The organism is Pseudomonas sp. LRF_L74 (genome assembly GCF_965644255.1).
Classification (GTDB): domain Bacteria; phylum Pseudomonadota; class Gammaproteobacteria; order Pseudomonadales; family Pseudomonadaceae; genus Aquipseudomonas.
In genome coordinates this window covers 539668-565600 of sequence record NZ_CBFFRH010000002.1, presented here as the reverse complement: position 1 = coordinate 565600, position 25933 = coordinate 539668, and the positions used below count along the sequence as shown (strand labels likewise).

26 protein-coding genes are annotated in these 25933 nt (G+C 63.3%); 8 read left to right on the top strand and 18 right to left on the bottom strand.

Going from position 1 to position 25933, the window contains the following annotated elements; translation table 11 throughout:
* The first annotated feature begins 5 nt into the window (after nucleotides 1-5).
* Together nuoM and nuoN are read left to right on the top strand one after the other, a co-directional pair.
* Nucleotides 6-1529 (top strand): NADH-quinone oxidoreductase subunit M, encoded by a 1524-nt coding sequence (nuoM, locus tag ACSZPK_RS07435; protein WP_437880793.1) that lies wholly within the window; start codon nucleotides 6-8, stop codon nucleotides 1527-1529.
* 4 nt (nucleotides 1530-1533) lie between these two features.
* Nucleotides 1534-3009 carry an NADH-quinone oxidoreductase subunit NuoN gene (nuoN, locus tag ACSZPK_RS07430; RefSeq protein WP_437880792.1) on the top strand — a complete coding sequence of 492 codons (1476 nt, stop codon included), beginning with the start codon at nucleotides 1534-1536 and terminating at the stop codon, nucleotides 3007-3009.
* A 248-nt stretch (nucleotides 3010-3257) separates the two neighbouring features.
* On the opposite strand, the gene ACSZPK_RS07425 is transcribed toward nuoN, so the two are convergent.
* The 7 genes from ACSZPK_RS07425 to ACSZPK_RS07395 all read right to left on the bottom strand — a co-directional run bounded on the left by ACSZPK_RS07425 (nucleotide 3258) and on the right by ACSZPK_RS07395 (nucleotide 10353).
* Entirely contained in the window at nucleotides 3258-3974 is a 717-nt protein-coding gene (locus ACSZPK_RS07425; protein ID WP_437880791.1) for an ABC transporter ATP-binding protein, read from the bottom strand.
* Nucleotides 3971-4846, bottom strand: coding sequence for an ABC transporter ATP-binding protein (locus ACSZPK_RS07420; protein WP_437880790.1), 876 nt, complete (start codon nucleotides 4844-4846; stop codon nucleotides 3971-3973). The genes ACSZPK_RS07425 and ACSZPK_RS07420 overlap by 4 nt, the downstream gene beginning before the upstream one ends.
* A complete protein-coding gene (livM, locus tag ACSZPK_RS07415; RefSeq protein ID WP_437880789.1) occupies nucleotides 4843-6114 on the bottom strand; it encodes a high-affinity branched-chain amino acid ABC transporter permease LivM in 1272 nt (423 codons plus the stop codon). Before livM ends, ACSZPK_RS07420 begins: the two co-directional genes overlap by 4 nt.
* Nucleotides 6115-6118: 4 nt before the next feature.
* On the bottom strand, nucleotides 6119-7033 hold the full coding sequence (locus ACSZPK_RS07410) for an ABC transporter permease subunit (RefSeq protein ID WP_437880788.1): 915 nt from the start codon (nucleotides 7031-7033) through the stop codon (nucleotides 6119-6121).
* A 113-nt stretch (nucleotides 7034-7146) separates the two neighbouring features.
* The gene (locus tag ACSZPK_RS07405) at nucleotides 7147-8271 is read right to left on the bottom strand and encodes a branched-chain amino acid ABC transporter substrate-binding protein (RefSeq protein WP_437880787.1); all 1125 of its coding nucleotides are present in this window, start codon (nucleotides 8269-8271) and stop codon (nucleotides 7147-7149) included.
* Between the two features lie 340 nt (nucleotides 8272-8611).
* Nucleotides 8612-9220 (bottom strand): FMN-dependent NADH-azoreductase, encoded by a 609-nt coding sequence (locus ACSZPK_RS07400; RefSeq protein WP_437880786.1) that lies wholly within the window; start codon nucleotides 9218-9220, stop codon nucleotides 8612-8614.
* 107 nt (nucleotides 9221-9327) lie between these two features.
* Nucleotides 9328-10353, bottom strand: coding sequence for an alpha/beta hydrolase family protein (locus ACSZPK_RS07395; protein ID WP_437880785.1), 1026 nt, complete (start codon nucleotides 10351-10353; stop codon nucleotides 9328-9330).
* 109 nt (nucleotides 10354-10462) lie between these two features.
* On the opposite strand from ACSZPK_RS07395, the gene ACSZPK_RS07390 reads away from it, so the two are divergent.
* The 3 genes from ACSZPK_RS07390 to ACSZPK_RS07380 all read left to right on the top strand — a co-directional run bounded on the left by ACSZPK_RS07390 (nucleotide 10463) and on the right by ACSZPK_RS07380 (nucleotide 12996).
* On the top strand, nucleotides 10463-11368 hold the full coding sequence (locus ACSZPK_RS07390) for a LysR substrate-binding domain-containing protein (RefSeq protein WP_437880784.1): 906 nt from the start codon (nucleotides 10463-10465) through the stop codon (nucleotides 11366-11368).
* A gap of 120 nt (nucleotides 11369-11488) precedes the next feature.
* Nucleotides 11489-12658: an MFS transporter gene (locus ACSZPK_RS07385; RefSeq protein WP_437880783.1), complete on the top strand. Its 1170-nt coding sequence runs from the start codon at nucleotides 11489-11491 to the stop codon at nucleotides 12656-12658.
* Nucleotides 12655-12996 (top strand): MmcQ/YjbR family DNA-binding protein, encoded by a 342-nt coding sequence (locus tag ACSZPK_RS07380; RefSeq protein ID WP_437880782.1) that lies wholly within the window; start codon nucleotides 12655-12657, stop codon nucleotides 12994-12996. Before ACSZPK_RS07385 ends, ACSZPK_RS07380 begins: the two co-directional genes overlap by 4 nt.
* Here ACSZPK_RS07380 and ACSZPK_RS07375 read toward each other — a convergent pair.
* Together ACSZPK_RS07375 and ACSZPK_RS07370 are read right to left on the bottom strand one after the other, a co-directional pair.
* Nucleotides 12990-13700: a DUF1294 domain-containing protein gene (locus tag ACSZPK_RS07375; protein ID WP_437880781.1), complete on the bottom strand. Its 711-nt coding sequence runs from the start codon at nucleotides 13698-13700 to the stop codon at nucleotides 12990-12992. The two genes, ACSZPK_RS07380 and ACSZPK_RS07375, sit on opposite strands and share 7 nt — an antisense overlap.
* A gap of 18 nt (nucleotides 13701-13718) precedes the next feature.
* The gene (locus ACSZPK_RS07370; protein ID WP_437880780.1) at nucleotides 13719-14549 is read right to left on the bottom strand and encodes an undecaprenyl-diphosphate phosphatase; all 831 of its coding nucleotides are present in this window, start codon (nucleotides 14547-14549) and stop codon (nucleotides 13719-13721) included.
* 217 nt (nucleotides 14550-14766) lie between these two features.
* On the opposite strand from ACSZPK_RS07370, the gene ACSZPK_RS07365 reads away from it, so the two are divergent.
* From ACSZPK_RS07365 to ACSZPK_RS07355, 3 genes are all read left to right on the top strand, one after another.
* The gene (locus tag ACSZPK_RS07365; RefSeq protein WP_437880779.1) at nucleotides 14767-16659 is read left to right on the top strand and encodes a di-heme-cytochrome C peroxidase; all 1893 of its coding nucleotides are present in this window, start codon (nucleotides 14767-14769) and stop codon (nucleotides 16657-16659) included.
* 2 nt (nucleotides 16660-16661) lie between these two features.
* On the top strand, nucleotides 16662-17810 hold the full coding sequence (locus tag ACSZPK_RS07360) for a catalase family protein (RefSeq protein WP_437880778.1): 1149 nt from the start codon (nucleotides 16662-16664) through the stop codon (nucleotides 17808-17810).
* Between the two features lie 131 nt (nucleotides 17811-17941).
* Entirely contained in the window at nucleotides 17942-18436 is a 495-nt protein-coding gene (locus ACSZPK_RS07355; protein WP_437880777.1) for a hypothetical protein, read from the top strand.
* A gap of 273 nt (nucleotides 18437-18709) precedes the next feature.
* Here ACSZPK_RS07355 and ACSZPK_RS07350 read toward each other — a convergent pair whose 3' ends face one another.
* From ACSZPK_RS07350 to ACSZPK_RS07310, 9 genes are all read right to left on the bottom strand, one after another.
* Nucleotides 18710-19111: an ExbD/TolR family protein gene (locus tag ACSZPK_RS07350; protein WP_437880776.1), complete on the bottom strand. Its 402-nt coding sequence runs from the start codon at nucleotides 19109-19111 to the stop codon at nucleotides 18710-18712.
* A 1-nt stretch (nucleotide 19112) separates the two neighbouring features.
* Nucleotides 19113-19829 carry a MotA/TolQ/ExbB proton channel family protein gene (locus ACSZPK_RS07345; RefSeq protein WP_437880775.1) on the bottom strand — a complete coding sequence of 239 codons (717 nt, stop codon included), beginning with the start codon at nucleotides 19827-19829 and terminating at the stop codon, nucleotides 19113-19115.
* Nucleotides 19830-19867: 38 nt separating this feature from the next.
* Nucleotides 19868-20653, bottom strand: a complete 786-nt coding sequence (locus ACSZPK_RS07340; protein ID WP_437880774.1) for an energy transducer TonB — start codon at nucleotides 20651-20653, stop codon at nucleotides 19868-19870.
* 240 nt (nucleotides 20654-20893) lie between these two features.
* Nucleotides 20894-21223, bottom strand: a complete 330-nt coding sequence (locus ACSZPK_RS07335; protein WP_437880773.1) for a DUF971 domain-containing protein — start codon at nucleotides 21221-21223, stop codon at nucleotides 20894-20896.
* Nucleotides 21220-22188, bottom strand: a complete 969-nt coding sequence (locus tag ACSZPK_RS07330) for a HEAT repeat domain-containing protein (protein WP_437880772.1) — start codon at nucleotides 22186-22188, stop codon at nucleotides 21220-21222. The genes ACSZPK_RS07335 and ACSZPK_RS07330 overlap by 4 nt, the downstream gene beginning before the upstream one ends.
* A complete protein-coding gene (locus ACSZPK_RS07325; RefSeq protein ID WP_437880771.1) occupies nucleotides 22185-23042 on the bottom strand; it encodes an ABC transporter ATP-binding protein in 858 nt (285 codons plus the stop codon). The genes ACSZPK_RS07330 and ACSZPK_RS07325 overlap by 4 nt, the downstream gene beginning before the upstream one ends.
* A complete protein-coding gene (locus tag ACSZPK_RS07320; RefSeq protein WP_437880770.1) occupies nucleotides 23042-23821 on the bottom strand; it encodes an ABC transporter permease in 780 nt (259 codons plus the stop codon). Before ACSZPK_RS07320 ends, ACSZPK_RS07325 begins: the two co-directional genes overlap by 1 nt.
* A 97-nt stretch (nucleotides 23822-23918) precedes the next feature.
* Nucleotides 23919-25337: an ABC transporter substrate-binding protein gene (locus tag ACSZPK_RS07315; RefSeq protein WP_437880769.1), complete on the bottom strand. Its 1419-nt coding sequence runs from the start codon at nucleotides 25335-25337 to the stop codon at nucleotides 23919-23921.
* Nucleotides 25338-25567: 230 nt separating this feature from the next.
* Complete coding sequence (locus ACSZPK_RS07310; RefSeq protein ID WP_437880768.1) at nucleotides 25568-25813, bottom strand: 4Fe-4S dicluster domain-containing protein; 246 nt, start codon at nucleotides 25811-25813, stop codon at nucleotides 25568-25570.
* Between the last annotated feature and the right edge of the window lie 120 nt (nucleotides 25814-25933).

The following is a 25933-nucleotide window of genomic DNA, read 5'->3' as shown; positions in this document are numbered from 1 at the left end:
CCGCTATGATTCTGCCCTGGCTAATCCTGATCCCCTTCATCGGCGGTCTGCTCTGTTGGCAGACCGAGCGCTTCGGCAACAAGCTGCCGCGCTGGATCGCTCTGCTGACCATGACCCTGCTGTTCGGCCTCGGCCTGTGGCTGTGGCTGACCGGCGACTTCAACATGGCACCCGCGCCGGGTGGCGCCCCGCAATGGGCCCACGAGTTCAAGGTGCAGTGGATCGAGCGTCTCGGCATCACCATCCACCTCGCCATGGACGGTTTGTCGGTCCTGATGGTCGTCCTCACCGGCCTGCTCGGCGTGCTCTCGGTACTCTGCTCGTGGAACGAGATCGACAAACGCATCGGCTTCTTCCACCTCAACCTGATGTGGATACTCGGCGCGGTGGTCGGGGTGTTCCTCGCCATCGACCTGTTCCTGTTCTTCTTCTTCTGGGAAATGATGCTGGTGCCGATGTACTTCCTCATCGCGCTCTGGGGTCATAGCGGCAGCGACGGCAAGACCCGTATCTTCGCCGCCACCAAGTTCTTCATCTACACCCAGGCCAGCGGCCTGGTGATGCTGGTGGCGATCCTGGCCCTGGTATTCATCAACTTCAGCCAGACCGGCGTGCTGACCTTCAACTACGCCGACCTGCTCAAGACCCAGTTCTCCGCGACCGCCGAATACCTGCTGATGCTCGGTTTCTTCATCGCCTTCGCGGTGAAGTTCCCGGTGGTGCCGCTGCACTCCTGGCTGCCCGATGCGCATGCCCAGGCACCGACCGCTGGTTCCGTCGACCTGGCCGGTATCCTGCTGAAAACCGCCGCCTACGGCCTGATGCGCTTCGCCCTGCCGCTGTTCCCCAACGCCTCGGCCGAGTTCGCGCCGATCGCCATGTGGCTCGGCGTGTTCGCCATCGTCTACGGCGCACTGCTGTCGTTCGCCCAGACCGACATCAAGCGCCTGATCGCCTACTCCAGCATCTCGCACATGGGCTTCGTGCTGATCGCCATCTACTCCGGCAGCCAGATAGCCCTGCAGGGCGCGGTGGTACAGATGGTCGCCCACGGCCTGTCCGCCGCCGCTCTGTTCATCCTCAGCGGCCAGCTCTACGAGCGCATCCACACCCGTGACATGCGCCAGATGGGCGGTATCTGGGCGCGCCTGCCCTGGCTGCCGGCGATCAGCCTGTTCTTCGCCGCAGCGGCGCTGGGCCTGCCTGGCACCGGCAACTTCGTCGGCGAATTCCTGATCCTGATCGGCAGCTTCAAGATCGCCCCGTGGGTCACCGTACTGGCGGCGACCGGCCTGGTGCTGGGCTCGGTCTACTCGCTGATCATGATCCATCGCGCCTACTTCGGCCCTGCCAAGTCGGACACCCCGCTGGAGGGCCTCAAGGCCCGCGAGTTGAGCATGGTGCTGGGCCTGGCGGTCCTGCTGATCCTGCTCGGCGTCTACCCGCAGCCGGTGCTCGATACCTCCGCAGCCACCATGAACGGTGTGCACCTGTGGATGGAAGGCGCCCTCAACCAACTCGGTAAGTAGAGCTATGCAACTGACAACTCAACACTTCATCGCTCTCCTGCCGCTGCTGGTCATCACCGCAACCATCGTCGTGGTGATGCTGGCCATCGCCTGGAAGCGCAACCACGCCATGACCTTCGGTCTTTCGGTCGTGGGCCTGAACCTGACCCTGCTGTCGCTGCTGCCAGTGCTCAAGGTCACGCCCATCGCAGTCACCTCGCTGCTGCTGATCGACAACTACGCCTGCTTCTACATGGCGCTGGTGCTGATCGCGGCCCTGGCCTGCCTGACCTTGATCCATGCCTACCTGGGTGGTGACTCGGGCAAGGGTTATCCAGGCAACCGCGAAGAGCTGTACCTGCTGATGCTGATCTCGGCCCTGGGCGGCATGGTGCTGGTCAGCGCCCAGCACCTGGCCGGCCTGTTCATCGGCTTGGAACTGCTGTCGGTGCCGACCTACGGCATGATCGCCTATGCCTTCTTCAACAAGCGTTCGCTGGAAGCCGGCATCAAGTACATGGTGCTGTCCGCCGCCGGCTCGGCCTTCCTGCTGTTCGGCATGGCCCTGCTGTTCGCCGAATCCGGCAGCCTGAGCTTCGCCGGCATTGGCGCCAGCCTGGCGGCCAGCGGCGGTCAGGGCCTGCTGGTGCAGGTTGGCATCGGCATGATGCTGGTCGGGCTGTGCTTCAAGCTGTCGCTGGTGCCCTTCCACCTCTGGACCCCGGACGTCTACGAAGGCGCCCCAGCCCCGGTAGCCGCGTTCCTCGCCACCGCGAGCAAGGTGGCAGTGATCGCCGTGCTGGTACGCCTGTACCAGGTGTCGCCGGCCTTCGCCGGCGGCTGGCTGAACGACCTACTGAGCCTCATCGCCATCGCTTCGATCCTGTTCGGCAACCTGCTCGCGTTGCTGCAAAGCAACCTCAAGCGCCTGCTCGGTTATTCGTCCATCGCTCACCTGGGTTATCTGGTCATCGCCCTGATCGCCAGCAAGGGCCTGGCCGTGGAAGCCATCGGCGTGTACGCCGCCACCTACGTGCTGACCAGCCTGGGTGCCTTCGGTGTGATCACGCTGATGTCCACGCCCTACAGTGGCCGCGATGCCGACGCCCTGTACGAATACCGTGGCCTGTTCTGGCGCCGTCCGTACCTGACCGCCGTGCTGACCGTGATGATGCTGTCGCTGGCCGGCATTCCGCTGACCTCGGGCTTCATCGGCAAGTTCTACGTGGTCGCCGCCGGCGTGCAATCCGAACAATGGTGGTTGCTCGGTACGCTGATCGTCGGTAGCGCCATCGGCGTGTTCTATTACCTGCGCGTGATGGTCACCCTGTTCCTCGTCGAGCCGAACCTGCGCAGCCACGATGCCGAACTGCAATGGGCCCAGCGCGCCGGCGGCGTGATGCTGCTGTTGGTCGCCGCCCTCGCCTTCCTCCTTGGCGTCTACCCGCAGCCGCTGCTGGAACTGGTGCAACACGCCGGCCTGGTCGCCCTCGCGCCCTGACCACACGCTCACGTCAGACCAAAACGAACGCCCCGATATCGGGGCGTTCGTTTATCTGCCTATCGGCGATAGCGCTATTAGGACGTCAGCTTCGAGAGCCGGACATTTTGCCTTGTCGTCATTCCCGCGCAGGCGGGAATCCAGAAGACTCGAGGCATTGGATTATTCCCCTTCGGGCCAGCGCAAGCGCTGTTCAGCGATGGAGCCGCTGTCCCGCCTTCACGAGAATGACGGGCTTATAGCTCTTCTCAATGCCCGCCCAGGTACGCGTTCCTCACCTCTTCGTTACCCAGCAGTTCCGCCCCCGTGCCGCTCATGCGGATCTCGCCGGTGACCATCACGTAGGCGCGATCCGACAGTTTCAGCGCGTGGTTGGCGTTCTGCTCGACCAGGAAGATGGTCATGCCGGTCTGTGCCAGCTCGCGCAAGGTGGCGAAGATCTGCTTGACCACGATGGGCGCCAGGCCGAGGGACGGCTCGTCGAGCAGCAACAGCTTGGGCCGGCTCATCAGCGCGCGGGCGATGGCGAGCATCTGCTGCTCGCCGCCGGACATGGTCATCGAGCGCTGGTTGCGCCGCTCCTTCAAGCGCGGGAACAGCTCGAACATGCGCTGGATATCCTCGTCCGCGTGGGCGGTGCCAATGGGAATGGTGCCCATCAGCAGGTTCTCCTCCACACTCATGTCGGGGAATACCCGACGCCCTTCCGGCGACTGCGCGATACCGTTGGAAGCCACGTAATGCGCGGTCTTCTGGGTGATGTCGATACCCTGGTAGACGATCTGCCCGCCGCTGGCGCGCGGCTGGCCGAAGATCGACATCAGCAGGGTCGACTTGCCGGCGCCGTTGGCGCCGATCAGGCTCACCGTCTCGCCGCTGTTGATGTGCAGGTTGACCGACTTCAGCGCCTGGATCGGCCCGTAGTGCACGTCGACGTTCTTGAACTCCAGTAGCGGCGAACTCATGCCACGTCCTCTTCTTCCGCGCCGAGGTAGGCAGCGATCACTTTGGGGTCGTTCTTGATCTGCTCCGGCGTGCCCTGGGCAATCACGTTGCCGTATTCGAGCACGACGATATGGTCGGAGATGCCCATCACCATGCCCATGTCGTGCTCGATCAGCAGCACGGTAATTTCATGCTCGTCGCGCAGGCGGCGGATGATCTTGCTCAGGGCATGGGTCTCGGCCGGGTTGAGGCCGGCGGCCGGCTCGTCCAGGCAGATCAGCTCGGGCTTGGTGCACATGGCCCGGGCGATCTCCAGGCGCCGTTGCTGGCCGTAGGACAGCTCGCCGGCCAGACGGTTGGCGCAGTCGACCAGATCGACCACTTCCAGCCAGTAGAAGGCGTGGTCGAGCAGTTGCTCTTCCTTGCGGCGAAAGCCCGGGGTGTTGAGGATGCCGGCGAGCATGTTGCGGTTGGCGTTCATGTGCTGGGCCACCAGCAGGTTCTCCACCACCGACATTTCCTTGAACAAACGGATGTTCTGGAAGGTGCGCGCCAGGCCGGCACGGTTGACCAGGTGGGTGCCGCCGAACAGCTTGAACCAGAGCCGCGAACCAAACTGCCGGGGGCGCACGAAATCCTCCGGCTGGAACTGCTCGCCGAGTATCTGGATCACGTTGGTCGTGGTGTCCTGGGCATTGAGCTTGATGCTGCCACCGGTGGCCGAATAGAAACCGGTCAGGCAGTTGAACACCGTGGTCTTGCCGGCACCGTTGGGGCCGATCAGGGCGGAGATCGAATGGCGCTTGATGCTGAAGTTGACGTCGTTGAGCGCCTTGATGCCACCGAAGTGCATCATCAGGCTGTCGACCGAGAGAATCAGTTCATTGCTCATGGGGCGACTCCCTTGCGGATCGCGTAGCCGGTTCGGCTGATACGTACCAGGCCGCGCGGCCGCCAGATCATCATCAGCACCATGAGGACGCCGAATACCAGCATGCGGATGTCGCCGAATTCGCGCAGCAGCTCGAACAGCAGGGTCATGACGAAAGCGGAAATCACCACCCCGGTGGTCGAGCCCAGGCCGCCGAGGACGACGATGGCCAGCACCAGCACCGACTCGAAGAAGTTGAACGAGGCCGGGTTGATGAAGCCCTGGTAAGTGGCGAAGAACACCCCGGCCAGGCCGGCGGTGGAGGCACCGATCATGAACGCCGAGAGCTTGACCAGCACATGGTTGAGGCCCATGGCGCGGCAGGCGATTTCGTCCTCGCGCAGCGCTTCCCAGGCACGCCCGACCGGCATGCGCGTCAGCCGATGCTTGATGTAGAGCACGGCCAGCACCACGAGGAACAGGACGCCGTAGATCACGATCATGCTGGTGTTGGGGTTGTAGCTGATCCCCAGCAGTTCGTGCAGCGGCACACCGCCCTCCTTGGCCCGGCGCCCGAACTCGATGCCGAAGAAGGTGATCGCCGGCGCCGAGACACCGTTCGGGCCATTGGTGAACTCCATCCAGTTGTTCAGCACCAGGCGGATGATCTCGCCGAAGCCGAGGGTGACGATGGCCAGGTAATCGCCGTGCATGCGCAACACCGGGAAACCGAGGATCGCCCCAGCCACCGCCGCCATCACCGCGGCGATGGGCAACATGCTCCAGAAGCCCAGGCCCAGGTACTGGTAACCCAGCGCCAGGCCGTAGGCGCCGATGGCGTAGAAGCCTACGTAGCCGAGGTCGAGCAAGCCGGCCAAACCGACCACGATGTTCAGGCCGAGGCCGAGCAACACGTAGATCAGGCACAGGATGATCACCGTCAGCCAGTATTTGCTGGCCAGGAACGGAAAGGCGAAAGCCACCAGGATCACCAGGGGCAGGAGGATGCGCAGCTTGGACTTGTGCTCCGGCGACAGCACATGCACACCGCCCTCGTTACGCTTGAACGAGGCGATCCATTTCCTGCCGCTGGCGGTCTGGCCGAAGGCACTGAGCAACAAACGCCCGGCCATGACGATGGCGACCATGATCGCCACCCGACGCGGCTCCAGGTTGAAACCATAGCCATCGAGGACGATGCCGGTGATCGGCCCGAACACGACCAATGCCACCAGGCCAGCCAGCAAGGTATCGCGCAGGACCACCTTGAAATCGAATGCGTGAGTCATGCCGTTACACCTTGGTCACATGCGGTTTGCCGAGCAGGCCCTGGGGCCGGAAGATCAGGACCAGGACCAGCAGCGAGAAACTGAACACGTCCTTGTAGTCCGAGTTGACCATGCCGGCGAACTGCGCCTCGGACACGCCGAGGATCAGGCCGCCGAGCATCGCCCCGGGCAGCGAGCCGATGCCGCCGAGCACGGCGGCGGTGAACGCCTTGATACCGATGATGAAACCGGCATAGAAGTCGAAGGTGCCGTAGTTCATGGTGATCAGCACGCCGGCCAGGGCCGCCATCGAGGCGCCGATGACGAACACGTAGGAAATCACCCGGTCGGTGTTGATGCCGAGGATCGAGGCCATCTTGCGGTCCTGCTGGGTCGCGCGGCACATGCGGCCGAGCTTGGTGTGCTGGATCACGTAGTGGAGGATCGCCATGCCGATGATCGAGGCGACGATGATGAACAGCTTGGTATAGGTCAGTTGCACGTAGCCGTCGCCAACGTGGAACTTGATCACCCCTTCGAGCAGGGTCGGTACGCCCTGCTGGCGCGCGCCCTGGCTCAGTTGCACGAAGTTCTGCAGGATCAGCGACATGCCGATGGCACTGATCAGCGGGGCCAGGCGCGTCGAGTTGCGCAGCGGTTTATAGGCGATGCGCTCGATGGTCCAGCCATAGACGCCAGTGATCACGATGGTGAACGCCAGTGTGCCGAGAATCAGGAACGGGAACGAGTTGATGCCGAAGAAAGCCAGCACGGCGATGCCGATGGCGGCGAGATAGGCCGAGACCATGTACACGTCGCCGTGGGCGAAGTTGATCATGCCGATGATGCCGTAAACCATGGTGTAGCCGATGGCGATCAAGCCATAGACCGAGCCCAGGGTCACCCCGTTGATCAATTGCTGAAGAAAAATGCCGTCCATGAAGAAACTCTCACAGGCATGGAATACGAGCAGCGTGCCGCGCCGCATTGGCGTGGCATGCTGCTGAAGAGAAGCGGCGCACCGGCCTCATGAAGCGGTGCGCGCGGGTTGGATCAGGGCAGTTGGTGGTACTTGCCCTTGTCGTCCCACTCATACATCACGTAGTCGGAAACCTTCAGGTCGCCCTTCTCGGTGAACGCCTTCTTGCCCATCACCGTATCGATGGTGTTGCTCTTCAGCCATTCGCTGGCCTTGGCCCCATCGGTGCTGCCCACGCCCTTGAACGCGGCAGCCAGGACCTGGACCGACGCGTAGGAGTACAGGGTGTAGCCCTCAGGCTCGAAACCGTTGGCACGGAATTTCTCGATCACCGCCTTGCCGTCGGGAATCAGGCGCGGGTCGGCGCCGAAGGTCATCAGCACGCCCTTGGTATACTGCGGGCCGCCAGCGGTGGTGACCAGTTCGTCGGTGACGATGCAGTCGCCGGAAACGAAGGTGGCGTTGACGCCCTGCTCGCGCATCTGCCGCACCAGCGGGCCGGCTTCCGGATGGCAACCGCCGAAGTACACGACTTCCGCGCCAGTGGAACGAATCTTGGTGACCAGGGCGTTGAAGTCTTTCTCGCCACGGGTCAGGCCCTCGTACAGCACCGGCTCGATACCGCGCTTGGCCAGTTGCGCCTTGGTCGCATCGGCGAGGCCTTGGCCGTAGGTGTCCTTGTCGTGGATGACCGCGACTTTCTTCGCCTTCAGCTTGTCGACCAAGTAATCGCCAGCGACGATGCCCTGCTGGTCGTCACGGCCGCACATGCGGAACATGCCGGTCTGGCCACGCTCGGTGATCTGCGGGTTGGTCGAACCGGGCGTGATGGCGATGATGCCGGCTTCGTCGTAGACCTCGGACGCCGGCATGGTCGACGACGAGCAGAAGTGGCCGACCACAGCGACCGCCTTGTCCGAATCGACCAGGCGGTTGGCCACCGCCACGGCCTGCTTCGGCTCGCAGGCGTCGTCAGCCTTCACCAGCTTGATCTTCTCGCCATTGATACCGCCGGCGGCGTTGATGTCTTCTGCGGCCTGGGAAGCCCCACGCCAGTACTGGTCGCCATAAGAAGCGTTGGCGCCCGTATGAGGCCCGGCGACACCGATCACCACATCGGCCTGAGCGAATGAAGAAGTGCCCATCGCGGCGGTAACCGCAAGGGCCAGAAAACCTTTTCTGAAAATCTTCTGCGACATGGAGTGCTCCTGATATTTAGTAGGCAACAGGTGACAGCAAGGCTTGTGCCAGTCCTAACCTCAGGAAACAAAGCAGAAAATTAAGAGTTCGGAGATAAAAAAAAGGAGTTTTTTGAAAGATTTCTTCGCATCGGGAAAATCAAAAAGCCAAAAAAACTGACGACAACACCGAATTGCCTGCCTTTGCCTTTACTTTCCGTAACGACGCTTGCCGCGCAGCGCAAGCGCCCCGGTTTTGTGCGAAGAATCCACCCATACGCACCATTAAACAGCATGCGTCGGGACCGATCAGGTACAGGATGGGCTGAAACCCGGCACAGCCCACCCGAGCAGCTTCAGATCAGGCCGCGGCGAACAGGGCCTCGATCTGCTCCTGCGCCGCTTTCAGGGCATTGGCTCGCGGCTCTTCGCCGTAGGCCAGGCCCTCGGCCCGCACCACCTCGATGTCGGTGATGCCGAGGAACTGCAATACCTGGATCAAATAGGCCTCATGCGCCTGGCCGCTGGCCTGGCCGGCGTGGATGCCGCCAGCGGTGGATACGATCACCACCTTCTTGCCACCCGCCAGCCCCTTGGGGCCGTTCTCATCGTAGGCGAAGGTCTTGCCGGCAACGGCGATACGGTCGATCCAGGCCTTGAGCTGGGTCGGCACGGTGAAGTTGTACATCGGTGCGCCAATCACAATGGCGTCTGCGTCGAGAAACTCTTGCAGGGTTGCCTCGGCCAGAGCGACCTCCGCGTTTTGCGCCGCATCGCGTTGCTCGGCCGGGGTTGCGCCAGCAGCCAGGCTCGCCGAAGACAGGTGCCCCAGCGCCTGCTGCGCCAGATCGCGGTAAGTCACCGCGAGCCCCGGCTCGGCTGCGCTCCAGGCCTTCACCAGGCGCTGGGAAAGCTGACGGGAAGCGGATGCATCGCCGAGGATGCTGGAATCGAGGTGCAGAAGTTTCATGGGCGATCTCCTTGAGGGATTGGAATGAAGGCAATCCTACCCATGAACTCAAAACTCGATTAGTTGGCAATTGTGTGACGCATCGTCCTACTCATGATGCCAATCGCTCATTGCGCCGACGCATGCAGGGAACCGACCAGCGCACGACGGAAGAAGCGTACCGCCTCGTCGCCCAGTTGGTCGTGAATCGCGACCCTGTCGATCCCCTCCTCGTCCTCGCACAATGGCGGCACAGCCTCCTGCATCGCCGTGGAGCACGGCGCGATGAACACGAAATGCCCGGCGCCGGGCAACACCCGGTAGTCCGGCGCGAATGGCAGATTGCGCGCCAACGCGCCGGCATTGCGCTCGGGGGCCAGCACCTGGTCATGGTCGCCGCTGTACAGCAGCACCGGAACCCGGACCTCGTGCAGGCGGCTCTCATCGAACATCAGCCCCAGCGGTGCCAGCAGCAGCAAGGCCGCCACGCGCGGGTCCGCGTTGGCGCTCAGGTCGGCGCGATCACCAACGAGTTCGCCCGCATTGGCACAGGCGTCCGCATCGTTCGGACGCTCCTGGCAATAGGCCCGCAACAATGAGGCCTTGGGCCTGGCGCCGGCCATGATCAGCGCGCTTTCACCCCCCGCCGAATAGCCGATCACCCCCACCCGCCGCGCATCCAGGCTGCCCGCCAGCAAGGCATCCCGCTGCAGTGCATCGATGGCGGCCGACAATTGCAATGGCCGGCCATAAAGGTTGCTCAAGGTGCCAAGCCGACGCTGGTCCTGATAGTTGTCACCGGGATGCAGCACAGCCAGGACAATGAAGCCGTGGCGCGCCAGCGCAGTAGCCAGGTCATGCTGCGCCAACGGCGAACCGGCGTTGCCGTGAGAAAGCACGATCAGCGGGAAATGTCCCGCCGCGACCGGTGCCTCGGCCTCTGCGCCGACCTCATAGAGGCCGACGACGGTCGTGCCATGCGCCGAAAGGCTGGGATAGAAGGCCACGGCATGCATCTGCCCATCGTCCAGCGGGTCGCTCAGGACCAGGCGATGGAAGCCCACCGCCCAGTTACCAGCGGCCTCGACCGCGGCTGGCAGCAGGTAACAGCAGATCAGCAGGATAAAGCGACGAATAGGCATGATGCTCACCATACGGCACTGTTACTCAAGGCAGTCACTGCATGGATCAGGCCATCTGGAGCAGAGGATGGTAGTCATGCCCCGGCGATGAGATAGTGCGCGCCCGCTGGAGGATTTCTTAATGCGTGATCTCAACGATCTCTTCTACTTCGCCAGGGTCGTCGAGTGCGGTGGCTTCGCTGCTGCCGGTCGCTTGCTCGGGGTTCCCAAATCGCGCCTGTCGCGACGCGTCGCCGAACTGGAAGAAGGCCTCGGTGTGCGCCTGCTGCAGCGCACCACCCGCAAACTGGCGCTGACCGATGTGGGCGAGCGCTACCTGCGTCACTGCCAGGCCATGCTGATGGAGGCGCAACAAGCCGAGGAAACCGTCGCCTCGTTGAGCAGCGAGCCGCGTGGCCGGCTGCGCGTCTCCTGTCCGACCGGGCTGATGCGCACCAACCTGCGTGACATGGTGCCGAGCTTTCTGCAGCGCTATCCGCAGGTGCAACTGGAGATAGTCCTGAGCAACCGGCGCATGGACCTGCTCGACGAAGGTATCGATGTCGCCCTCAGGGTGCGCGACCAGGGCGACGAAGACCCCGCACTGATCTGCCGTCCTCTGGCCGAGGCCCAGGCACTGCTGGTGGCGGCCCCCGCCCTGCTGCGAGGCCTGGACATCACGACCCCGCAGGATCTGGCCAGGCTGCCGGTGCTTGGCGCGGTGGAGAATGATCGACGCGTGCATTACCAACTGTTCGACGACAGCGGCAACCGCCAGGACGTTGCCCTGGAAGCACGCCTGAGCATCGAGGACTTCGACATCCGCAAGCGTTGTGCCCAGCAAGCCCTTGGCATGACCTTGTTGCCACACCTGCACTGCCATGCCGAACTCGAAGCCGGCAGCCTGGTACGCCTGCTACCCGACTGGCATCTGCCGAGCGGCCAGCTACAGGCGGCCTATACCCATCGACGCGGCATGCTGCCGGCGGTAAGGGCCTGGCTGGAACATCTCGACAACGAGCTGAAAAGCATGCCGCTGCCGGTATAGGCCAATTACCGAGCGACGCAGGCAACGGCGGGTACGCGCGAATCGTTAGCCTGCTTTCTTTAGCCGCCCCCTTCGTCCATCATGACCGCCCGAAGTCCTCACCCCAGCACGAGCGCCTGCATGAGCTCCCAGAGCAGTACGCTGCAGATCATTGCCATCGTCCTCTTCACCTTCATCGGTTTCCTCTGCGTTGGCCTGCCCCTGGCCGTTCTGCCTGGCTACGTGCATAACGATCTTGGCTACGACTCCATGATCGCGGGTCTCATCATCGGCCTGCAGTACTTCGCGACATTGGCCTCGCGCCCCATGACCGGCAGCCTGTGTGACCGGCTCGGGCCGAAGCGCGCAGTGATCTATGGGCTGATCGGCTGCACCCTGAGCGGCGTACTGACCCTGCTCTCCACATCCCTGCAGGAAACGCCATGGCTCAGCCTGAGCCTGCTGATCGCGGCACGCCTGACCCTCGGCGTCGCCCAAGGGCTGGTCGGCACCGGCTCGATCAGTTGGGCCATCGGCCAGGTCGGTGCGGAAAACACGGCCCAGGTGATTTCCTGGAACGGCATCGCCGCCTACGGTGCCATCGCCATCGGTGCGCCACTGGGCGTGCTGATGGTCGCCCACCTGGGCCTCTGGAGCCTGGGCACGCTGCTGATCCTGCTTGGCGTCGGTGCGCTGCTGGCCGCCCGCAATAAACCGGCGGCGCCGATCAACCAGGGCATACGCCTGCCGTTCAGCCGCGTGTTCATGCGGGTCCTGCCCAATGGCGTGGCCCTGGGGCTCGGCTCGATCGGCTACGGCACCCTGGCCACCTTCATCACCCTGTATTACGCCAGCCGTGGCTGGGAAGGCGCAGCCTATGCGCTGACCGCTTTTGGCTTTGCCTTCATCGGCGCGCGCCTGTTGTTCGCCGGGGCGATCAAGAGCCGTGGCGGCTACCGCGTGGCCATCGCCTGCCTGACCCTGGAAAGCATCGGCCTGCTAATGCTCTGGCTGGCGCCGCAGCCTGTACTCACGTTGTGTGGCGCGGCCCTGACCGGCTTTGGCCTGTCGCTGGTGTATCCAGCCCTGGGAGTGGAAGTGATATCGAGGATTCCCGCCGCCAGCCGCAGCTCGGCCCTGGGTGCCTATGCGATATTCTTCGACCTGGCCCTCGGCATCGCCGGCCCGCTGATGGGCGCCATCGCCAATGGCTTCGGCTTCGCCGCGATATTCCTCGCCTCGGCGATCCTCTCGGCCATCGCTCTGGTCATCAGCATCACCTTGATGCGCAACGTAGGAAAACCGGCATGAACCTCGAACAGGTCGCGCAATTCTGCCTGCAACTGCCAGGTGTCGTCGAAGACATCAAATGGGGTGGCCGCCGGGTCTTCTGCCTGCCCGGCAAAAAGATGTTCGCCATCGTCCGCGACGAGCTGGCGTTCAAGGTCGACCAGGACCTGTTCCTCGGTTACGTCGACCGCCCCGGTATTCGCCCCGCGCCCTATCTGGCCCGCGCTTACTGGATCGCCATGGCGCCGCCGCTGGCGATGAGCGATGACGAACTGCGCGCCCTGCTGACCCGCGCCCATCAATTGATCGTCGGCAAACTGCCGAAGCTGCAACGGGTCGGCCTGCTGCTCGATCAGTAAGGCAACCAGCCACGCAGCAGTTGGCCAACCAGGCGGCCACCGAGCAGCCAGTTCAGCCAGAACCCTTGATGCAACATGACGATGGCCCAGAAGACGAGCTGGAAGCTGGCCTTGCGCGTCTTGTGGCGAAACACTTGCTGGGCGATCAGCGCGCCGGGCCAACCACCCGCCAGTTCGCTCAGGTGCAGGGTGCTTTCTGGCGTGCGCCAGTGGCCTTTCTGTGCGCTCTGCTTGTCACCCCAGTACTGGAAAAAGCTCAAGGCACTGACCACCGGATAAACCAGCAACGGCCAGACCAGGCCATGCTTGGAAAACATCAGCAGCGCCCCCAGAAGCGGCATGCCCAGCAGCAAGGCGAACAGCACCAGCTTCAGGTGGAAATCACGCATACCGGAAGCGCGTTTGCGCTGGGCATCCGACACCTGTCGACGCGACGACTCCTGAGGCCCGGCCTCGGCCGCCTTGGGTTTTCGCCGGATCGCCGGGCGGTCGAGGCTCAAGCCCTCGCCGCGCATGTGCTCGGCACGCAAGCGCCCCTGCTCGTCCTTGCCTGCTACGTAGAACACGCTCAGCCCGGCTTTCGGACGCGCGTCCCCGCGCACCGCCGAAATGTGCACGAACACGTCGGCACCGCCCTGCTCCGGGCGAATGAAGCCGAAGCCCTTGTCATCATTCCAGCTACGCAACGTGCCACGCAGTTCCATTTCTGCTGCTCCTCGCTGTCAGCCCTGCGCCGTGCTCCAGTCGATCAGGTCGAACTGCCAGGTCGCCAGGATCAACAAGCCGAAGGCAATGCGGTACCAGGCGAACACCGCATAACTGTGGTTGGCGATGAACTTGAGCAGTGCCTTGACCGCGATCATGGCGAAGATGAACGACGTGACGAAACCGACGGCGAAGACCGGCAGGTCCGACGGCTGGAACAGGTCACGGTACTTGTAGCCTGAATACAACGCCGCACCGACCATGGTCGGCATCGCCAGGAAAAAGGAAAACTCGGTGGCGGCACGGCGCGACAGGCCGAACAACAGGCCGCCGATGATGGTCGAGCCGGAGCGGGAGGTGCCGGGAATCATCGCCAGGCACTGTACGCAACCGATCTTCAGGGCGTCGCTCCAGTGCATGCCGTCGACATCCTCGACCTTGATTTCATGCTGGCGAAATTCCGCCCAGAGCATGATCACGCCACCGACCACCAGCGCCACGGCCACGGTGATCGGGTTGAACAGGTATTCGTGGATCTGGTCGGCGAACGCCACGCCGAGAATCACCGCCGGCAACACCGCGATGATCAGGTTGATGGTGAAGCGCTGCGCCGGGCGCTTGCTCGGCACGTCGACCACCACCTGGAGGATCTTGCGCCGGTACTCCCAGACCACCGCCAGGATGGCCGCGAGCTGGATGATGATGTTGAAGGCCTGGAAACGCTCGCCGCTGAAACCGATCAGGTCGGCAACGATGATCTGGTGCCCTGTGCTGGAAATCGGCAGGAACTCGGTCAACCCTTCAACGATACCCAGAATCAAAGCCTGCAGGGCTATCCACAAATCCATGAAAACCTCTCGGAAAACGGGCCCGGCATGACAAGCGTCGGGCTCAAAGGTTGGGCATCCTACCAGAGCCCGGTCGCCCTTTGCCGCTTCGTTGCGATGACAGTCGGACAAGATGGAATGAGACGACATGTCCATCACCGACCGGAGCCTTGCCAAGCCAGTAAATGCTTGGCATAACCAGCATCCTGATAACCACATTGATAACAGGGATGTCGCAATGCGCACGCTTCGCCGTATTTTGCAGTTACTGGTGCTGGTCGTGCTGATCGGTATCGCCGTCATGCTCTATTACGTGGCCAACCCGAATCTGCCGGTGTTCGATGAACCGAGCAAGGTGGTCTACCTCGACCAATGGAGCGAACAGGCCCGCCAGACCTACTACTACACGCCGCAAGGCACACGGGTCAAAGGCCTGCGCTACGACTGGTTCGTCGCCCTGGAGCAGCCGTTCTCCCGCGCGCGCTTCGCCGCCCCGGAAAGCCTGGCACGCTTCGGCTTTCTCACCGATCCGACCCAGGTCGCCAGCAAGGCCAACCCCGGCAACCTGCCGGTCGGGCTCACCCACCACCTGGACACACAGAGCGGTGAGCAGTTTCTCGATATCACCTGCTCCGCCTGCCACACCGGCGAACTGCGTTACCGGGGCGTGGCCATTCGCATCGACGGCGGTGCGGCGCTGCATTCCCTCGCCTCCACCGTACCGACCTTGCGCGGCGGTGGCTTCGGCCAGGCGCTGGGCATGAGCATGGCCTTCACCTACTACAACCCGGTCAAGTTCAAGCGCTTCGCCGAGAAGGTCCTCGGTGACCGCTACGAAAGCGATCATGAGGCCTTGCGTACAGACTTCAAGGCCGTGCTCGACCGCCTGCTCGCCACCGCCTACAACGATTGGCATCGTGGCCTCTACCCAACCGAGGAAGGGTTCGGCCGCACCGACGCCTTCGGGCGCATCGCCAACGGCGTTTTCGGCGATGCCATCGAACCGGCCAACTATCGCGTCGCCGACGCGCCGGTCAGCTACCCGCAGCTATGGGATATCTGGAAATTCGACTGGGTACAGTGGAATGGCTCGGCCATGCAGCCCATGGCGCGCAACATCGGTGAATCCCTCGGGGTCGGCGCGACCCTGACCCTGTTCGACGACCAGGGCAAGGCCCTGCCCGAAGCCCAGCGCTATCCGTCCAGTGTGCGCCTGCACGATCTCTACACCCTGGAAGAAACGCTCAAGCAATTGAAGCCGCCGGCCTGGCCCGAAGCCATCCTCGGCAAGATCGACATCGGCCTGGCCAGCCAGGGTCGCGCACTGTTCGCCGAGAACTGCGCGCGCTGCCACGCGCCCAACCCGGTGCCGCCCGACCAGCGTCTGGCACCGGAGCGCGATCCCGAGTGGAAGCTGCGCATGGTCAAGACCGATGAAATCGGCACCGACCCGACCACCGCGGCGAACATCGCCAACCACCGTTTCGACCTGAGCAAGCTGGGTTGGGACAAGACCAGGCTGGCGCAGATGGACGTCGAGCTGTTCGGCAGCGACCTGGCCGATGTCGACCTTGCGAGCCTGTCCAGCGCCAAGGGCCTGGCCTATGTCACCGCCTACGTCGAAGACCGCGCCTACCGGGATGCCGGCATCGTTCAGCCGCAGCGCGGCCAGATGGATGGCTACAACCTGAAGATCGGCGTACGCGAGGAAATGGCCTACAAGGCCCGCCCCCTCTATGGCATCTGGGCCACACCGCCATTCCTGCACAATGGCTCGGTGCCGACCCTGTTCCAATTGCTCTCCCCGGTGCCCGAACGCGACAGCCGGTTCTGGGTCGGCAATTTCGAGTACGACCCCAAGCATGTCGGCTATGTCAGCGACAAATTCAAGGGCGGTTTCCTGTTCGACACCCGCATCACCGGCAACGGCAACCGGGGCCATGAATTCCGCGATGGCTGCCGCCAGGACGGCGTGATTGGCCGGGCCCTGTCGCCCGAGGAGCGCTGGGCCTTGATCGAATACCTCAAGGTGCTCGGCAACGAAGCCCAGGAAAGCCGCTTGCAACCGATACCACCGAAGCCCTGGACGCCCGGTCCGAAATGCTACGCACAAACCGCCTCGAACCCATAAGGATGCCCGCCATGCTCAAACGTTTCTGGCTCTGGCTCGGCCGCCTGCTCGGCAAGACGCTCCTGGCCCTCGGCGTACTCGGCCTGGGAGCCTGGGCCATCGGCGAGGCCTACTACGGCTGGAAGTTCTCCGGTCCGGTCTCCGCCGAGGAACAAATCCCGCCAGGCGAGGCGGCCCTGACCCAAGGCATCATCGAAGACGCCATTCGCGTGGTCGAGCAACACCGGGACAATACCCGCGTGCTGCGCGACGCCCACGCCAAGGCCCATGGCTGTGTGAAGGCCGAAGTCAACGTGCTCGCCGACCTGGACCCGGCCCTGCGCCAGGGGGTGTTCGCCGAACCGGGCAAGACCTGGCAGGCCTGGATGCGCCTGTCCAACGGCAATGCCTACCCGCAGTTCGACCGTGTGCGCGATGCCCGTGGCATGGCGATCAAGCTGCTCGACGTGCCCGGCGACAAGCTGGTCCCGGACCCGGCCCATGCCCGCGAGCAGGATTTCGTCATGTTCAACCACCCGGTGTTCTTCGTCCGCGACGTCGCCGAGTACAAGCAGAACTTCGCCGCCCAGGCCGATGGCAAGAAAGTGCTGGCGTTCTTCCCCGGCTGGGACCCGCGCACCTGGGAAGTCCGCCACCTGATCACCGCCCTCAAGACCCTGGCCCCCGCCCCGGCCAGCCCCGTAGACACCATCTACAGCTCGGTCGCACCGTACAAATTCGGTCCGCACAACATCAAATATCGCGTGATTCCCGCTCCGGAAAACTGCCCGGCCTACCAGTTGCCGCCACAGAACACCGCGCTGCCCAACTTCCTGCGCAATGCCCTCTACCAGCAACTGTCCCTCGACCGCACGCCAGCCTGCTTCGCCATCCAGGTACAACGCCAGAACCCCGACTACTACATGCCCATCGAAGACACCAGCGTGGAGTGGAGCGAGAAAATCTCCCCGTTCGAAACCGTGGCCACCATCAGGGTTGCCGCCCAGGATTTCGATGGCACCGAGCAGAACCTGTTCTGCGACAACCTCTCCTTCAATCCCTGGCATGCGCTACCGGAACATCGGCCGATTGGCGGGATAAACCGGCTGCGCAAGGCGGTTTATGAAGCGGTAAGTGTTTATCGGCATGAACGGAATGAAGAAAGCCAGTGAGCTCGAAGAGCGGACAATCGAAACGTCCAAGAAATAGTTCAGCGCATGATGGCACCCTTAGAATTCGCCGAAGATGACAGAGGAGCAAACGCCAATCTTTGCTGTCACTCTTGAACAAGGCCACCCTACTCATGAAACGCCGACAGCTACTTACCCTGGCAATAGCGACAGTAATTCCGATGAGCACATATGCGACAGAGCAAGCGCTAGAAGATCAGATTCATGAAAAAGCGGCGTTGACGGTCAAGCAACTTCAGGAGCGTGCTCGAGGAACGCTGGACTATTCAGTAGCGAGCCTGGAGATGATCGAAGAGATTCTTGACGAAGCCTCTCATTATCGAGCTGAGCTACAGCCAGATGACATAGAGACGCTGGTTAGTCTCGTCGGCAGTTATATCCTTGAAGTCGGCTATCGCCAGAATGGTGGGTCGTTCGCCTGGAATACTGAAAGGAACCAGCCCGTACTCGTTGTCGGGGAACCTCGTTTCCACGTGGCCATGATGACTTTTGACAAAGTCAAAGGGCGCCTATCGGGTGACAAGTCAGACAACATCCCTTTCTTCTATCAGGGATTCCTGATGCATATAAAAATGGCCAAACACGGTACTCGAGTACTCGTTGTGTAGATGGCAGGACACAGAATCTCAATAACGGCATGGCCCCAAATATCGGACACCCGCCTTGTATACCCATGCGTCAGCGTCAAGGGCCTCTCGATGCCGCTGACCATGCGCAGGCCCAGCGGAGCGGCGAAAAGCTGTGCGACTCGCGGATTCCCGCAAAGGTCAGGGATCGTGCGAGGCAGCCTTCCTGCACCCATGGCCATGAACGGCCGAGCTTTTCGACAGGAAAAAAAGAGCCGGTAAACCGGCTCGGAGCTAGCAAGCAAAGATGGAATCTTAACGGGCAGTGATCACTGCCAGCTTGGTGATACCGGCGCGCTCGATGGCGGCCATGGACTTGGCCACCACGCCATAGTCGACCTGGTCGTCAGCCTGCAGTTGCACCTTGATCTCGGCGTCCTTGGCCTTGGCTTCGGCCAGGGTGCTTTCGAGCAGCTCGGGCTGGATCTCGTCCTTGTTGATGAAGATCTTGCCCTCGCCGTCGATGCTTACCACCAACGGGTCCTTCTGGTCGGCCGGGGCTACCGCTTCGGTCTTCGGCAGGTTGATCGGGATCGAGTTGGTCAGCAGCGGCGCGGTGACGATGAACACCACCAGCAACACCAGCATCACGTCGACCAGGGGCGTTACGTTGATCTCGCTCAGCACTTCATCGCTGTCTTGCGTGGAAAAGGCCATGTCAGGATGCCTCTTTCACAGGTTGGCTGCTCACAGTGCGCTTGCCGCCTGGATGGACGATGACCTTGAATGCGCTCTTCTGCGCCAGGCTGTAGAAGTCGTGGGCGAAGTCGTCGAGGTCGGCGGCGGTCAGCTTCAGGCGGCGCAGGAAGTAGTTGTAGACCAGCACCGCGGGGACTGCGACGGCGATCCCCACACCGGTGGCTACCAGGGCTGCGCCGATGGGGCCGGCAACCGTTTCCAGGCTGGCGTTGCCAGCGGCGCTGATGCCTTTCAGGGCCTCCATGATGCCCCATACGGTGCCGAACAGGCCGATGAAGGGCGAGGTCGAACCGATCGAGGCAACCACCGCCAGGCCCGACTCCAGGGAGCGGCGCTCACGCTGGATCTGCTGGCGCAGGGCGCGCTCCAGGCGGTCCTGATGGTTGATCGAGTGCGCCAGGTCGGCAGGTTGCCCGTCCGGTACCTGGATCGCGGCGAAACCGGCGCGGGCTACGCGGCCAACGGCACCGCTCTGGTTCTGGCCCAAATCGGAAGCCGAATCCAGGCTGGTGGCAGCCCAGAACTGCTTCTGGAACTTGCGATCCTGGTAGCGTTGGCGAGCGAATTGAATCGCCTTGATCAGGGCCAGACCCCAGGTCAGTACGGAGAAGCCGATCAGCAGCCAGATGACGCTGTGTTCGACTGATTGCAGGGGGGAATCGGTAAGCAGGTTCATGGTGCAGTCCTCGTAAATCAGGTTTCAGTCGATACAAATCAGTTCAGGCGGAAGTCCAGCGGTACGGTCACCCAGCCCTCGATGGCCTCGTCGCCGCGCTTGGCGGGTACGAAGGACCAGCGTTTCACAGCCTTGACCGCGGCTTCGTCGAGCACTTCGCGGCCACTGCTCTGCTGGACCTGGATGTCGCCCGGCTTGCCGCTGGCCAACACGCGGACCCGCAACAGCACGGTGCCTTCCCAACCGCGACGCTGGGCCAGCGACGGGTACTCCGGCGCCGGGTTCTTCAGGTAACCAGCGGTTGCCGAAGCCGGCGTTTCCCTCACCGGCGCTGGAGCCGGAGGCGCGGGTGGCGCAGGCGGAGCCTCGGCTTTCGGCGGCTCGGGGGGCTGCTCGACCGGCTTGGGCACGGGTTTCGGCTTGGGCTTGGGCTTCGGTGGCTCGGGCTTCGGCTTGGGCGGTGGCGGCGGCTTGACCGCCAGCTCGTCCTCGACCGGTGGTGGCGGTTCGACGATGGGTTCCGGTGGCGGTGGTGGCGCAGCGAATTCGATGGTCATCGGTGGCACCTGAACGGGCACTTCCGGCAACACCGGCTCGGGGCGATTGCTCAGCCAGTAGAGCACCGCGCCATGCAGGGTCAGCGCGAACGCGCCCAGCAGGATCGCCTCCCGACGGCCGAGCACGGGCTTGCCACGGGCAGGATCGAGGCGTTGCAGGCCCAATGTCTGACGCAGCGGCACGCCCAGATCGAGTACCTCGCCAGGCTTGCGCGAATCGCGCCAGAGCACTTCGGCGGGGTTTTCGGCTTTGAGGACATTGCCCATCGGCAAAACTCTCCTGAATTCGGGGATTCGTCCACAACGGTCGAATCGTGTTAGACCTCATGGAGCGGCTGCGAGGGCCACACCAGAGCGGTTTGCATGATTGGCGGGATTGCTTATCCCTTAAAGTGATTTTTTATGATCTTGTAATTCTTTTTACGCATATAAAAAATCAAGCCATTGATTTAAAAGGACTTTTAAATATCAATGCCTTTTAAGCATTTTAAAAATGCCGCAAAGGCATCAGCTGGAAGCCTGAAAAATCAGCGTTTTGTCATCTCGACCCGCCCGCTGCCCCAGCTCGCGCAGGTATTGCCAGGGGTAGATGCCCCGGTCATGGCCATCGCTGAATACCAGTTGCACGCCGTAGCCTTGTGCCTGAACGGCAGTCAGGACGACGCCGTGCGCCACCGCCCCGATAGCACCACGCTGGCGTGCGGCCCGGCAGCGCGAGCAGGGGCAGGCCGCGCGCAACCCTGCGTGGCTCAGCTCGCTACGCTGGCCGTCCGGCCACTCGAGCGTCAGCAACGCAGAGGCCTTGGCATTACGGATAACCTGCGGCGCGCCATTCATGCCTTGGCCGCCTGCACCTGGCCGAGGGCGATCCGCACGGCCTTGCGCACCTCGGGGTCGCCATCCTGTTCGGCGGCCTGCAAGGCCGGCAGCGCCGCCGGGTCGGCCAGCTCGCCGAGAGCCAGGGCCGCTTCCTTGCGCAGGTTGCTGATGCTGTGGCCAAGCAGCTCGATCAGGGCTCCCACGGCACCAGCGAAACGCAGGCGCCCCAGCGCACGCGCAGCCCGCAAACGCACCTGCCAGTAACCATCCCCGAGTGCCTCGATCAATGCCGGGCCGGCTTCGTCCAGGCCGACCTTGCCCAAGGTCGTCGCCGCCTCCTCGCGGACCTGCCATTCGCTATCTTTCAGCGCCCGCTGCAACGCCGGCAACACGCTGGCATCGCTGGCCAGGCCAAGTGCGCCAGTGGCCGCGCGACGAACTTCGGTGTCTACATCGCTGCTGGCCAGGCGCGCCAGTTCCGTCAACGCACTGTATTGCTTGAGCCAGCCGAGGATGCCCACCGCTTCACGGCGGACGAAGGCGTCGGGATCGTTCAGCGACTTCAACGCCAGCGGCGCGCTGTCGGCCAGGCGCAGCTCACGCAGGGCACGCAAGGCACTGGCGCGGACGAAGGCGTCGGCATGCTCGCCCCACGGCAGGATCACCCTGCCCGCCTCGGCGGTTTTCAATTCGCTGAGGCTTTGCGCGGCGGCGCTGCGCACACCTTCGTCGGCATCGGCCAGCGCGGCACACAGGGCGCTGACGACGGACGCCTCTTCCCAGGCTTCGAGCAGGCGTGCGGCCTCGGCGCGCACTTCGGCGCTGGTGTCCTCGCCCAGGGCGCGAATCAGCCAGGGCAAGCCATCGGGGTCTTCCAGGTCGGCCAGGGCGATCAGGGCGATGCGGCGAACACCGGCATCGTCGCTGTCCAGGCGTGGTTGCAGGTCGAGGATGTCGGGGTTATCGGTGGTCAGGTCGGTCATAGGGCGATTCGCAAGGGCGGATGATCGGAAGTTGGCAGGCCAAGCGGGGTCAGGCGCGGCAGTTCGCGACCTTCTTCGTGACGCAGCAGTTCGAGGCAGTGGCGCTTGAGGTGGGCGAACTCGGGGCGAGTCAGCAATTCGGCGCGCCGCGGCCGGGCGAAGTCGATGCGCAGGTCGTCGATGAAACGCCCCGGGCGTGGACTCATCACCAGGATGCGGTCGGCGAGGAACAGCGCCTCGTCGATGTCATGGGTGACGAACACTACGGTGGTGCGCACCTGGCTCCAGATGTCGAGCAACAGTTCCTGCATGCGCGAGCGGGTCTGCGCGTCGAGGGCGCCGAACGGCTCGTCCATCAACAGCAGACGTGGACGATTGATCAGCACCCGAGCGATTTCGGCGCGCTGCTGCATACCACCGGACAGCTGGTTGGGCCAGCGCCCGGCGAAGTCCTGCAGGCCGACCAGCTTGAGAAAATCCCGCGCGCGATGCTGTCGCTCGCCCTTGCCGATGCCCTGCATCTTCAGGCCGAAGGCGACATTGTCGAGCACGCTGCGCCAGGGCAGCAGGGTGTGATGCTGGAACACCATGCCGCGTGCCGGCGATGGCCCGTCTACCTCCACGCCATCGACGCGCAGGCTGCCCGCGCTCGGTTGCAGGTGGCCCGCCAGGGCGCCGAGCAAGGTCGACTTGCCACAGCCGGACGGCCCGAGAATGCACACGAACTCGCCGGCGGCGATGGAGAAATCCAACGCCTGCACGGCGTCGAAGGCCTGCTTGCCCTCGCCCAGGCGGATGGTCAGTTTTTCGATGTCGATACGCCCGGCCGCAAGACCGGCTTCATGGATGCTCATCAACGACGCCCTCCGCTGCGATACCAGGGCGTGAGCAGGCTGCCCAGGCGCTTCACCAACAGGCTGCTGCCCATGCCGAGCACGCCGATCAGCAGCATGCCGACGATGATGTCCGGGTAGTTCTGGATGGTGTAGGACTCCCAGGTGTAGTAGCCGATGCCGAACTGGCCGGAGATCATCTCGGCGGTGACCAGGCAGAACCACGAGGTGCCCATGCCAATGGCCAGGCCGGTGACGATGCTCGGTGCCGCGCCCGGCAACACCACCTCACGGAGGATCGCCAGGCGCCCTGCCCCGAGGCTGCGCGCCGAGGCGACCAGGCGCGGATCGACGCCCTCGACGCCATGCACGGTATTGAGCAGCACCGGAAACAGCGCGCCGGTGAAGGTGATGAAGATCATCGACAGTTCCGACGACGGGAACATCAGGATCGCCAGGGGAATCCAGGCCACGGCGGGGATCGGTCGCAGCACCTCCAGGGGCGGCAACAGGCTGTACTCGGCCCAGCGCGAACGACCGATAGCGATGCCCAGGCCGATCCCGAGCACCACGGCGATCAGGTAGCCGCTGAACACCCGGCCGAGGCTGGCGCCGACGTGATCCCAGAGTCTGCTCGACTCGACCAGCGTCACGGCGGCGTTAACTACCGCTTTGGGCGTTGGGACATAGGTGAAGGTGAGCAGGCCCAGGTCCAGGCGGGTGCTGGTCGCCAGTTGCCAGAACAGCAGGCAGGCGGCGAGCGAGGCCAGGCGCAGGGGCCAGCGGTAGAAACGGGACATTTCGTACTCCTCATTGTCTGGGTCCCCGCCTGCGCGGGGATGACGGTGGGTCGTGAAAACTCTCCGTCATCCCCGCGCAGGCGGGGACCCAGAAACCTCAAAGCCCCGCAACGACCTGCTGGTTGGCGCTGCTGAAGTCCAGGGCCTGGCCGCCGTGTTGCCTGGCGTAGGCTTCGGCCTGGTCCTTGAGCAGGAAGGCATTCAGCTCGCCCTTGTCGCTACGCACGAACCAGGCCTGGTTGGCCAGCAGCTTGATCCCGCTGTCGGCGGCCTGGGCGTAGATCGCGCGGATGTCCTTGCCGTCCTTTTCCAGTTGCGCCAGGGCTTTCAGCGCTTCTTCCGGCGATGCGTAGTGACGCACCTTGTCTTCGCCACGTACCCAGATCTGCGCCAGGCGCTTGAAGTCGGTGATCGGTTTGCCGCTCACCGCGTCGTTGGCCTTCAGCGGCAACTGTGCGTAGTTGGCCAGGGCCTTGGCGTAGTCGAGGCCATCGGCCTTGAAGGCGGCCTTGATGTACTGGTCGTCGATGAACTGGTCGACGTTCAGGCCACGGTCGGTCTTCTTCAGCAACTTGAGGGTATCGATGGAGGTCGCCACGGCCTGGCGGTACTCGGGCTTCCAGGTCAGGTCGCGGGTCTGCAGGCCGAGCGGGCCGTGGAACAGGTAGTTCACTTCGGCCTCGATGCCGGTGACCTTCTCGATCAGTTCGCTGTACTTCTCCGGCTCGGCGGCGATCAGGCGATCCGCCTCGATACCGGCGCGCAGGTAGGCGGTGACGATTTCCGGGTATTTCTTCGCGTAATCCGAGTCCACCAGCGCGCCATGGAAAGTCGGCGCATTGGCTTGCGAGCCGTCGTAGATCTTGCGGGCGAAGCCACGGTTGGGGAACAGCTCGGCGAACGGCACGAAGTCGGCGTGGGCCTCGATGCGGTTGCTACGCAGCGCCGATCCGGCGATCTCCGGGGCCTGGGCGATGATGCGCACGTCCTTCTCCGGATCCCAGCCCTGGGCGGCGACGGCGCGCAGCAGCATGCCATGGGCGGTGGAGGCGAACGGCACGGAAATGGTCTTGCCCTTCAACTCCGCCAGCGACTGCACGCTTGACGCCGCCGGGACCACGATGCCGTTGCCGCTACCCTTGGTACTGCCCGACAACACGGTGATGAACAGGCTCTGCTTGCCCGCATCGCGATGGGCCACGCCGTTGAACGAGCCAGGGAAGTCGGCCATGGCGCCGAAATCCAGCTTGCCGGCGACCATCTCGTTGGTCAGTGGCGCGCCACTGGTGAAGTTCTTCCATTCGATCTCATATTTCGCATCCTTGTACTTGCCGTCGTGCGGCAGGTACTTGTCCAGCAGACCCAGTTCGCGGATCAGCAGGCCACCGGTGGCGCAGTTGATCGTGGTGTCCTGGGTGCCGATGGCGATACGGATGGTTCCGGCGGGCAGCTCGGCCTGAGCGGAAGCGGCGGCGATGGCCAGCGCGAGGCCGGCGATGGTGGTACGCAAGTGCATGGGTTTATCCCCTCGAATCAAAATTTGAATTGGAGTCGTCTCCGCCAGCGGCTGGCCGGTGGGAAACGAGGGGCTTGGCTATCAGGCGTCCGGTGGTTGGCCGGATGGCGTTTGGTTTTCTATTGGGTGTGTTGCGTGATCAGCGCCACCATTGGTGGATAAGCTGCGCGTTATCCACCCTACGAACTGATGTCATCGTCATTCCCGCGAAGGCAGGTGACGCTTGCCGATCAACTCAGCAGGTACGGAATCTCGACCTTGACCGCCCCTGTCGGGCAGTCCTTTTCGCAGGGCATGCAGTACCAACACTCGTCGAAGGCCATGTAGGCCTTTTGCGTCGCGGGGTTGATCGCCAGCAGGTCCATCGGGCAGACCTCGACGCACACGGTGCAGCCCTTGTGGGCGATGCACTTGTCTTCGTCGATGGTCACCGGCGCGTTGCTGCGGAAAAATATTTCCTGGGGCTGGAAGGCCATGTCACGGTTTCCTTGGAGCCTGAAGCTCTCTTTAATGTGGGGGCACGCTGTTTTACTGGGCTCCCGCCTTCGCGGGAGTGACGCGTGGTGTGAGCCCGCTCATTTCACGTCATCTTCGCG

Excerpts from the sequence above, each read along its gene's own strand:
- ACSZPK_RS07350 (WP_437880776.1), bottom strand. The coding sequence starts at position 19,111 with ATGGCCTTTTCCACGCAAGACAGCGATGAAGTGCTGAGCGAGATCAAC.
- livM (WP_437880789.1), bottom strand. The coding sequence starts at position 6,114 with ATGACTCACGCATTCGATTTCAAGGTGGTCCTGCGCGATACCTTGCTG.
- ACSZPK_RS07330 (WP_437880772.1), bottom strand. The coding sequence starts at position 22,188 with ATGACCGACCTGACCACCGATAACCCCGACATCCTCGACCTGCAACCA.
- ACSZPK_RS07325 (WP_437880771.1), bottom strand. The coding sequence starts at position 23,042 with ATGAGCATCCATGAAGCCGGTCTTGCGGCCGGGCGTATCGACATCGAA.
- nuoM (WP_437880793.1), top strand. The coding sequence starts at position 6 with ATGATTCTGCCCTGGCTAATCCTGATCCCCTTCATCGGCGGTCTGCTC.
- ACSZPK_RS07390 (WP_437880784.1), top strand. The coding sequence starts at position 10,463 with ATGCGTGATCTCAACGATCTCTTCTACTTCGCCAGGGTCGTCGAGTGC.
- ACSZPK_RS07335 (WP_437880773.1), bottom strand. The coding sequence starts at position 21,223 with ATGAATGGCGCGCCGCAGGTTATCCGTAATGCCAAGGCCTCTGCGTTG.
- ACSZPK_RS07425 (WP_437880791.1), bottom strand. The coding sequence starts at position 3,974 with ATGAGTTCGCCGCTACTGGAGTTCAAGAACGTCGACGTGCACTACGGG.
- nuoN (WP_437880792.1), top strand. The coding sequence starts at position 1,534 with ATGCAACTGACAACTCAACACTTCATCGCTCTCCTGCCGCTGCTGGTC.
- ACSZPK_RS07395 (WP_437880785.1), bottom strand. The coding sequence starts at position 10,353 with ATGGTGAGCATCATGCCTATTCGTCGCTTTATCCTGCTGATCTGCTGT.
- ACSZPK_RS07320 (WP_437880770.1), bottom strand. The coding sequence starts at position 23,821 with ATGTCCCGTTTCTACCGCTGGCCCCTGCGCCTGGCCTCGCTCGCCGCC.
- ACSZPK_RS07380 (WP_437880782.1), top strand. The coding sequence starts at position 12,655 with ATGAACCTCGAACAGGTCGCGCAATTCTGCCTGCAACTGCCAGGTGTC.
- ACSZPK_RS07345 (WP_437880775.1), bottom strand. The coding sequence starts at position 19,829 with ATGAACCTGCTTACCGATTCCCCCCTGCAATCAGTCGAACACAGCGTC.
- ACSZPK_RS07340 (WP_437880774.1), bottom strand. The coding sequence starts at position 20,653 with ATGGGCAATGTCCTCAAAGCCGAAAACCCCGCCGAAGTGCTCTGGCGC.
- ACSZPK_RS07410 (WP_437880788.1), bottom strand. The coding sequence starts at position 7,033 with ATGGACGGCATTTTTCTTCAGCAATTGATCAACGGGGTGACCCTGGGC.
- ACSZPK_RS07365 (WP_437880779.1), top strand. The coding sequence starts at position 14,767 with ATGCGCACGCTTCGCCGTATTTTGCAGTTACTGGTGCTGGTCGTGCTG.
- ACSZPK_RS07420 (WP_437880790.1), bottom strand. The coding sequence starts at position 4,846 with ATGAGCAATGAACTGATTCTCTCGGTCGACAGCCTGATGATGCACTTC.
- ACSZPK_RS07355 (WP_437880777.1), top strand. The coding sequence starts at position 17,942 with ATGAAACGCCGACAGCTACTTACCCTGGCAATAGCGACAGTAATTCCG.
- ACSZPK_RS07400 (WP_437880786.1), bottom strand. The coding sequence starts at position 9,220 with ATGAAACTTCTGCACCTCGATTCCAGCATCCTCGGCGATGCATCCGCT.
- ACSZPK_RS07370 (WP_437880780.1), bottom strand. The coding sequence starts at position 14,549 with ATGGATTTGTGGATAGCCCTGCAGGCTTTGATTCTGGGTATCGTTGAA.
- ACSZPK_RS07310 (WP_437880768.1), bottom strand. The coding sequence starts at position 25,813 with ATGGCCTTCCAGCCCCAGGAAATATTTTTCCGCAGCAACGCGCCGGTG.
- ACSZPK_RS07385 (WP_437880783.1), top strand. The coding sequence starts at position 11,489 with ATGAGCTCCCAGAGCAGTACGCTGCAGATCATTGCCATCGTCCTCTTC.
- ACSZPK_RS07360 (WP_437880778.1), top strand. The coding sequence starts at position 16,662 with ATGCCCGCCATGCTCAAACGTTTCTGGCTCTGGCTCGGCCGCCTGCTC.
- ACSZPK_RS07315 (WP_437880769.1), bottom strand. The coding sequence starts at position 25,337 with ATGCACTTGCGTACCACCATCGCCGGCCTCGCGCTGGCCATCGCCGCC.
- ACSZPK_RS07375 (WP_437880781.1), bottom strand. The coding sequence starts at position 13,700 with ATGGAACTGCGTGGCACGTTGCGTAGCTGGAATGATGACAAGGGCTTC.
- ACSZPK_RS07405 (WP_437880787.1), bottom strand. The coding sequence starts at position 8,271 with ATGTCGCAGAAGATTTTCAGAAAAGGTTTTCTGGCCCTTGCGGTTACC.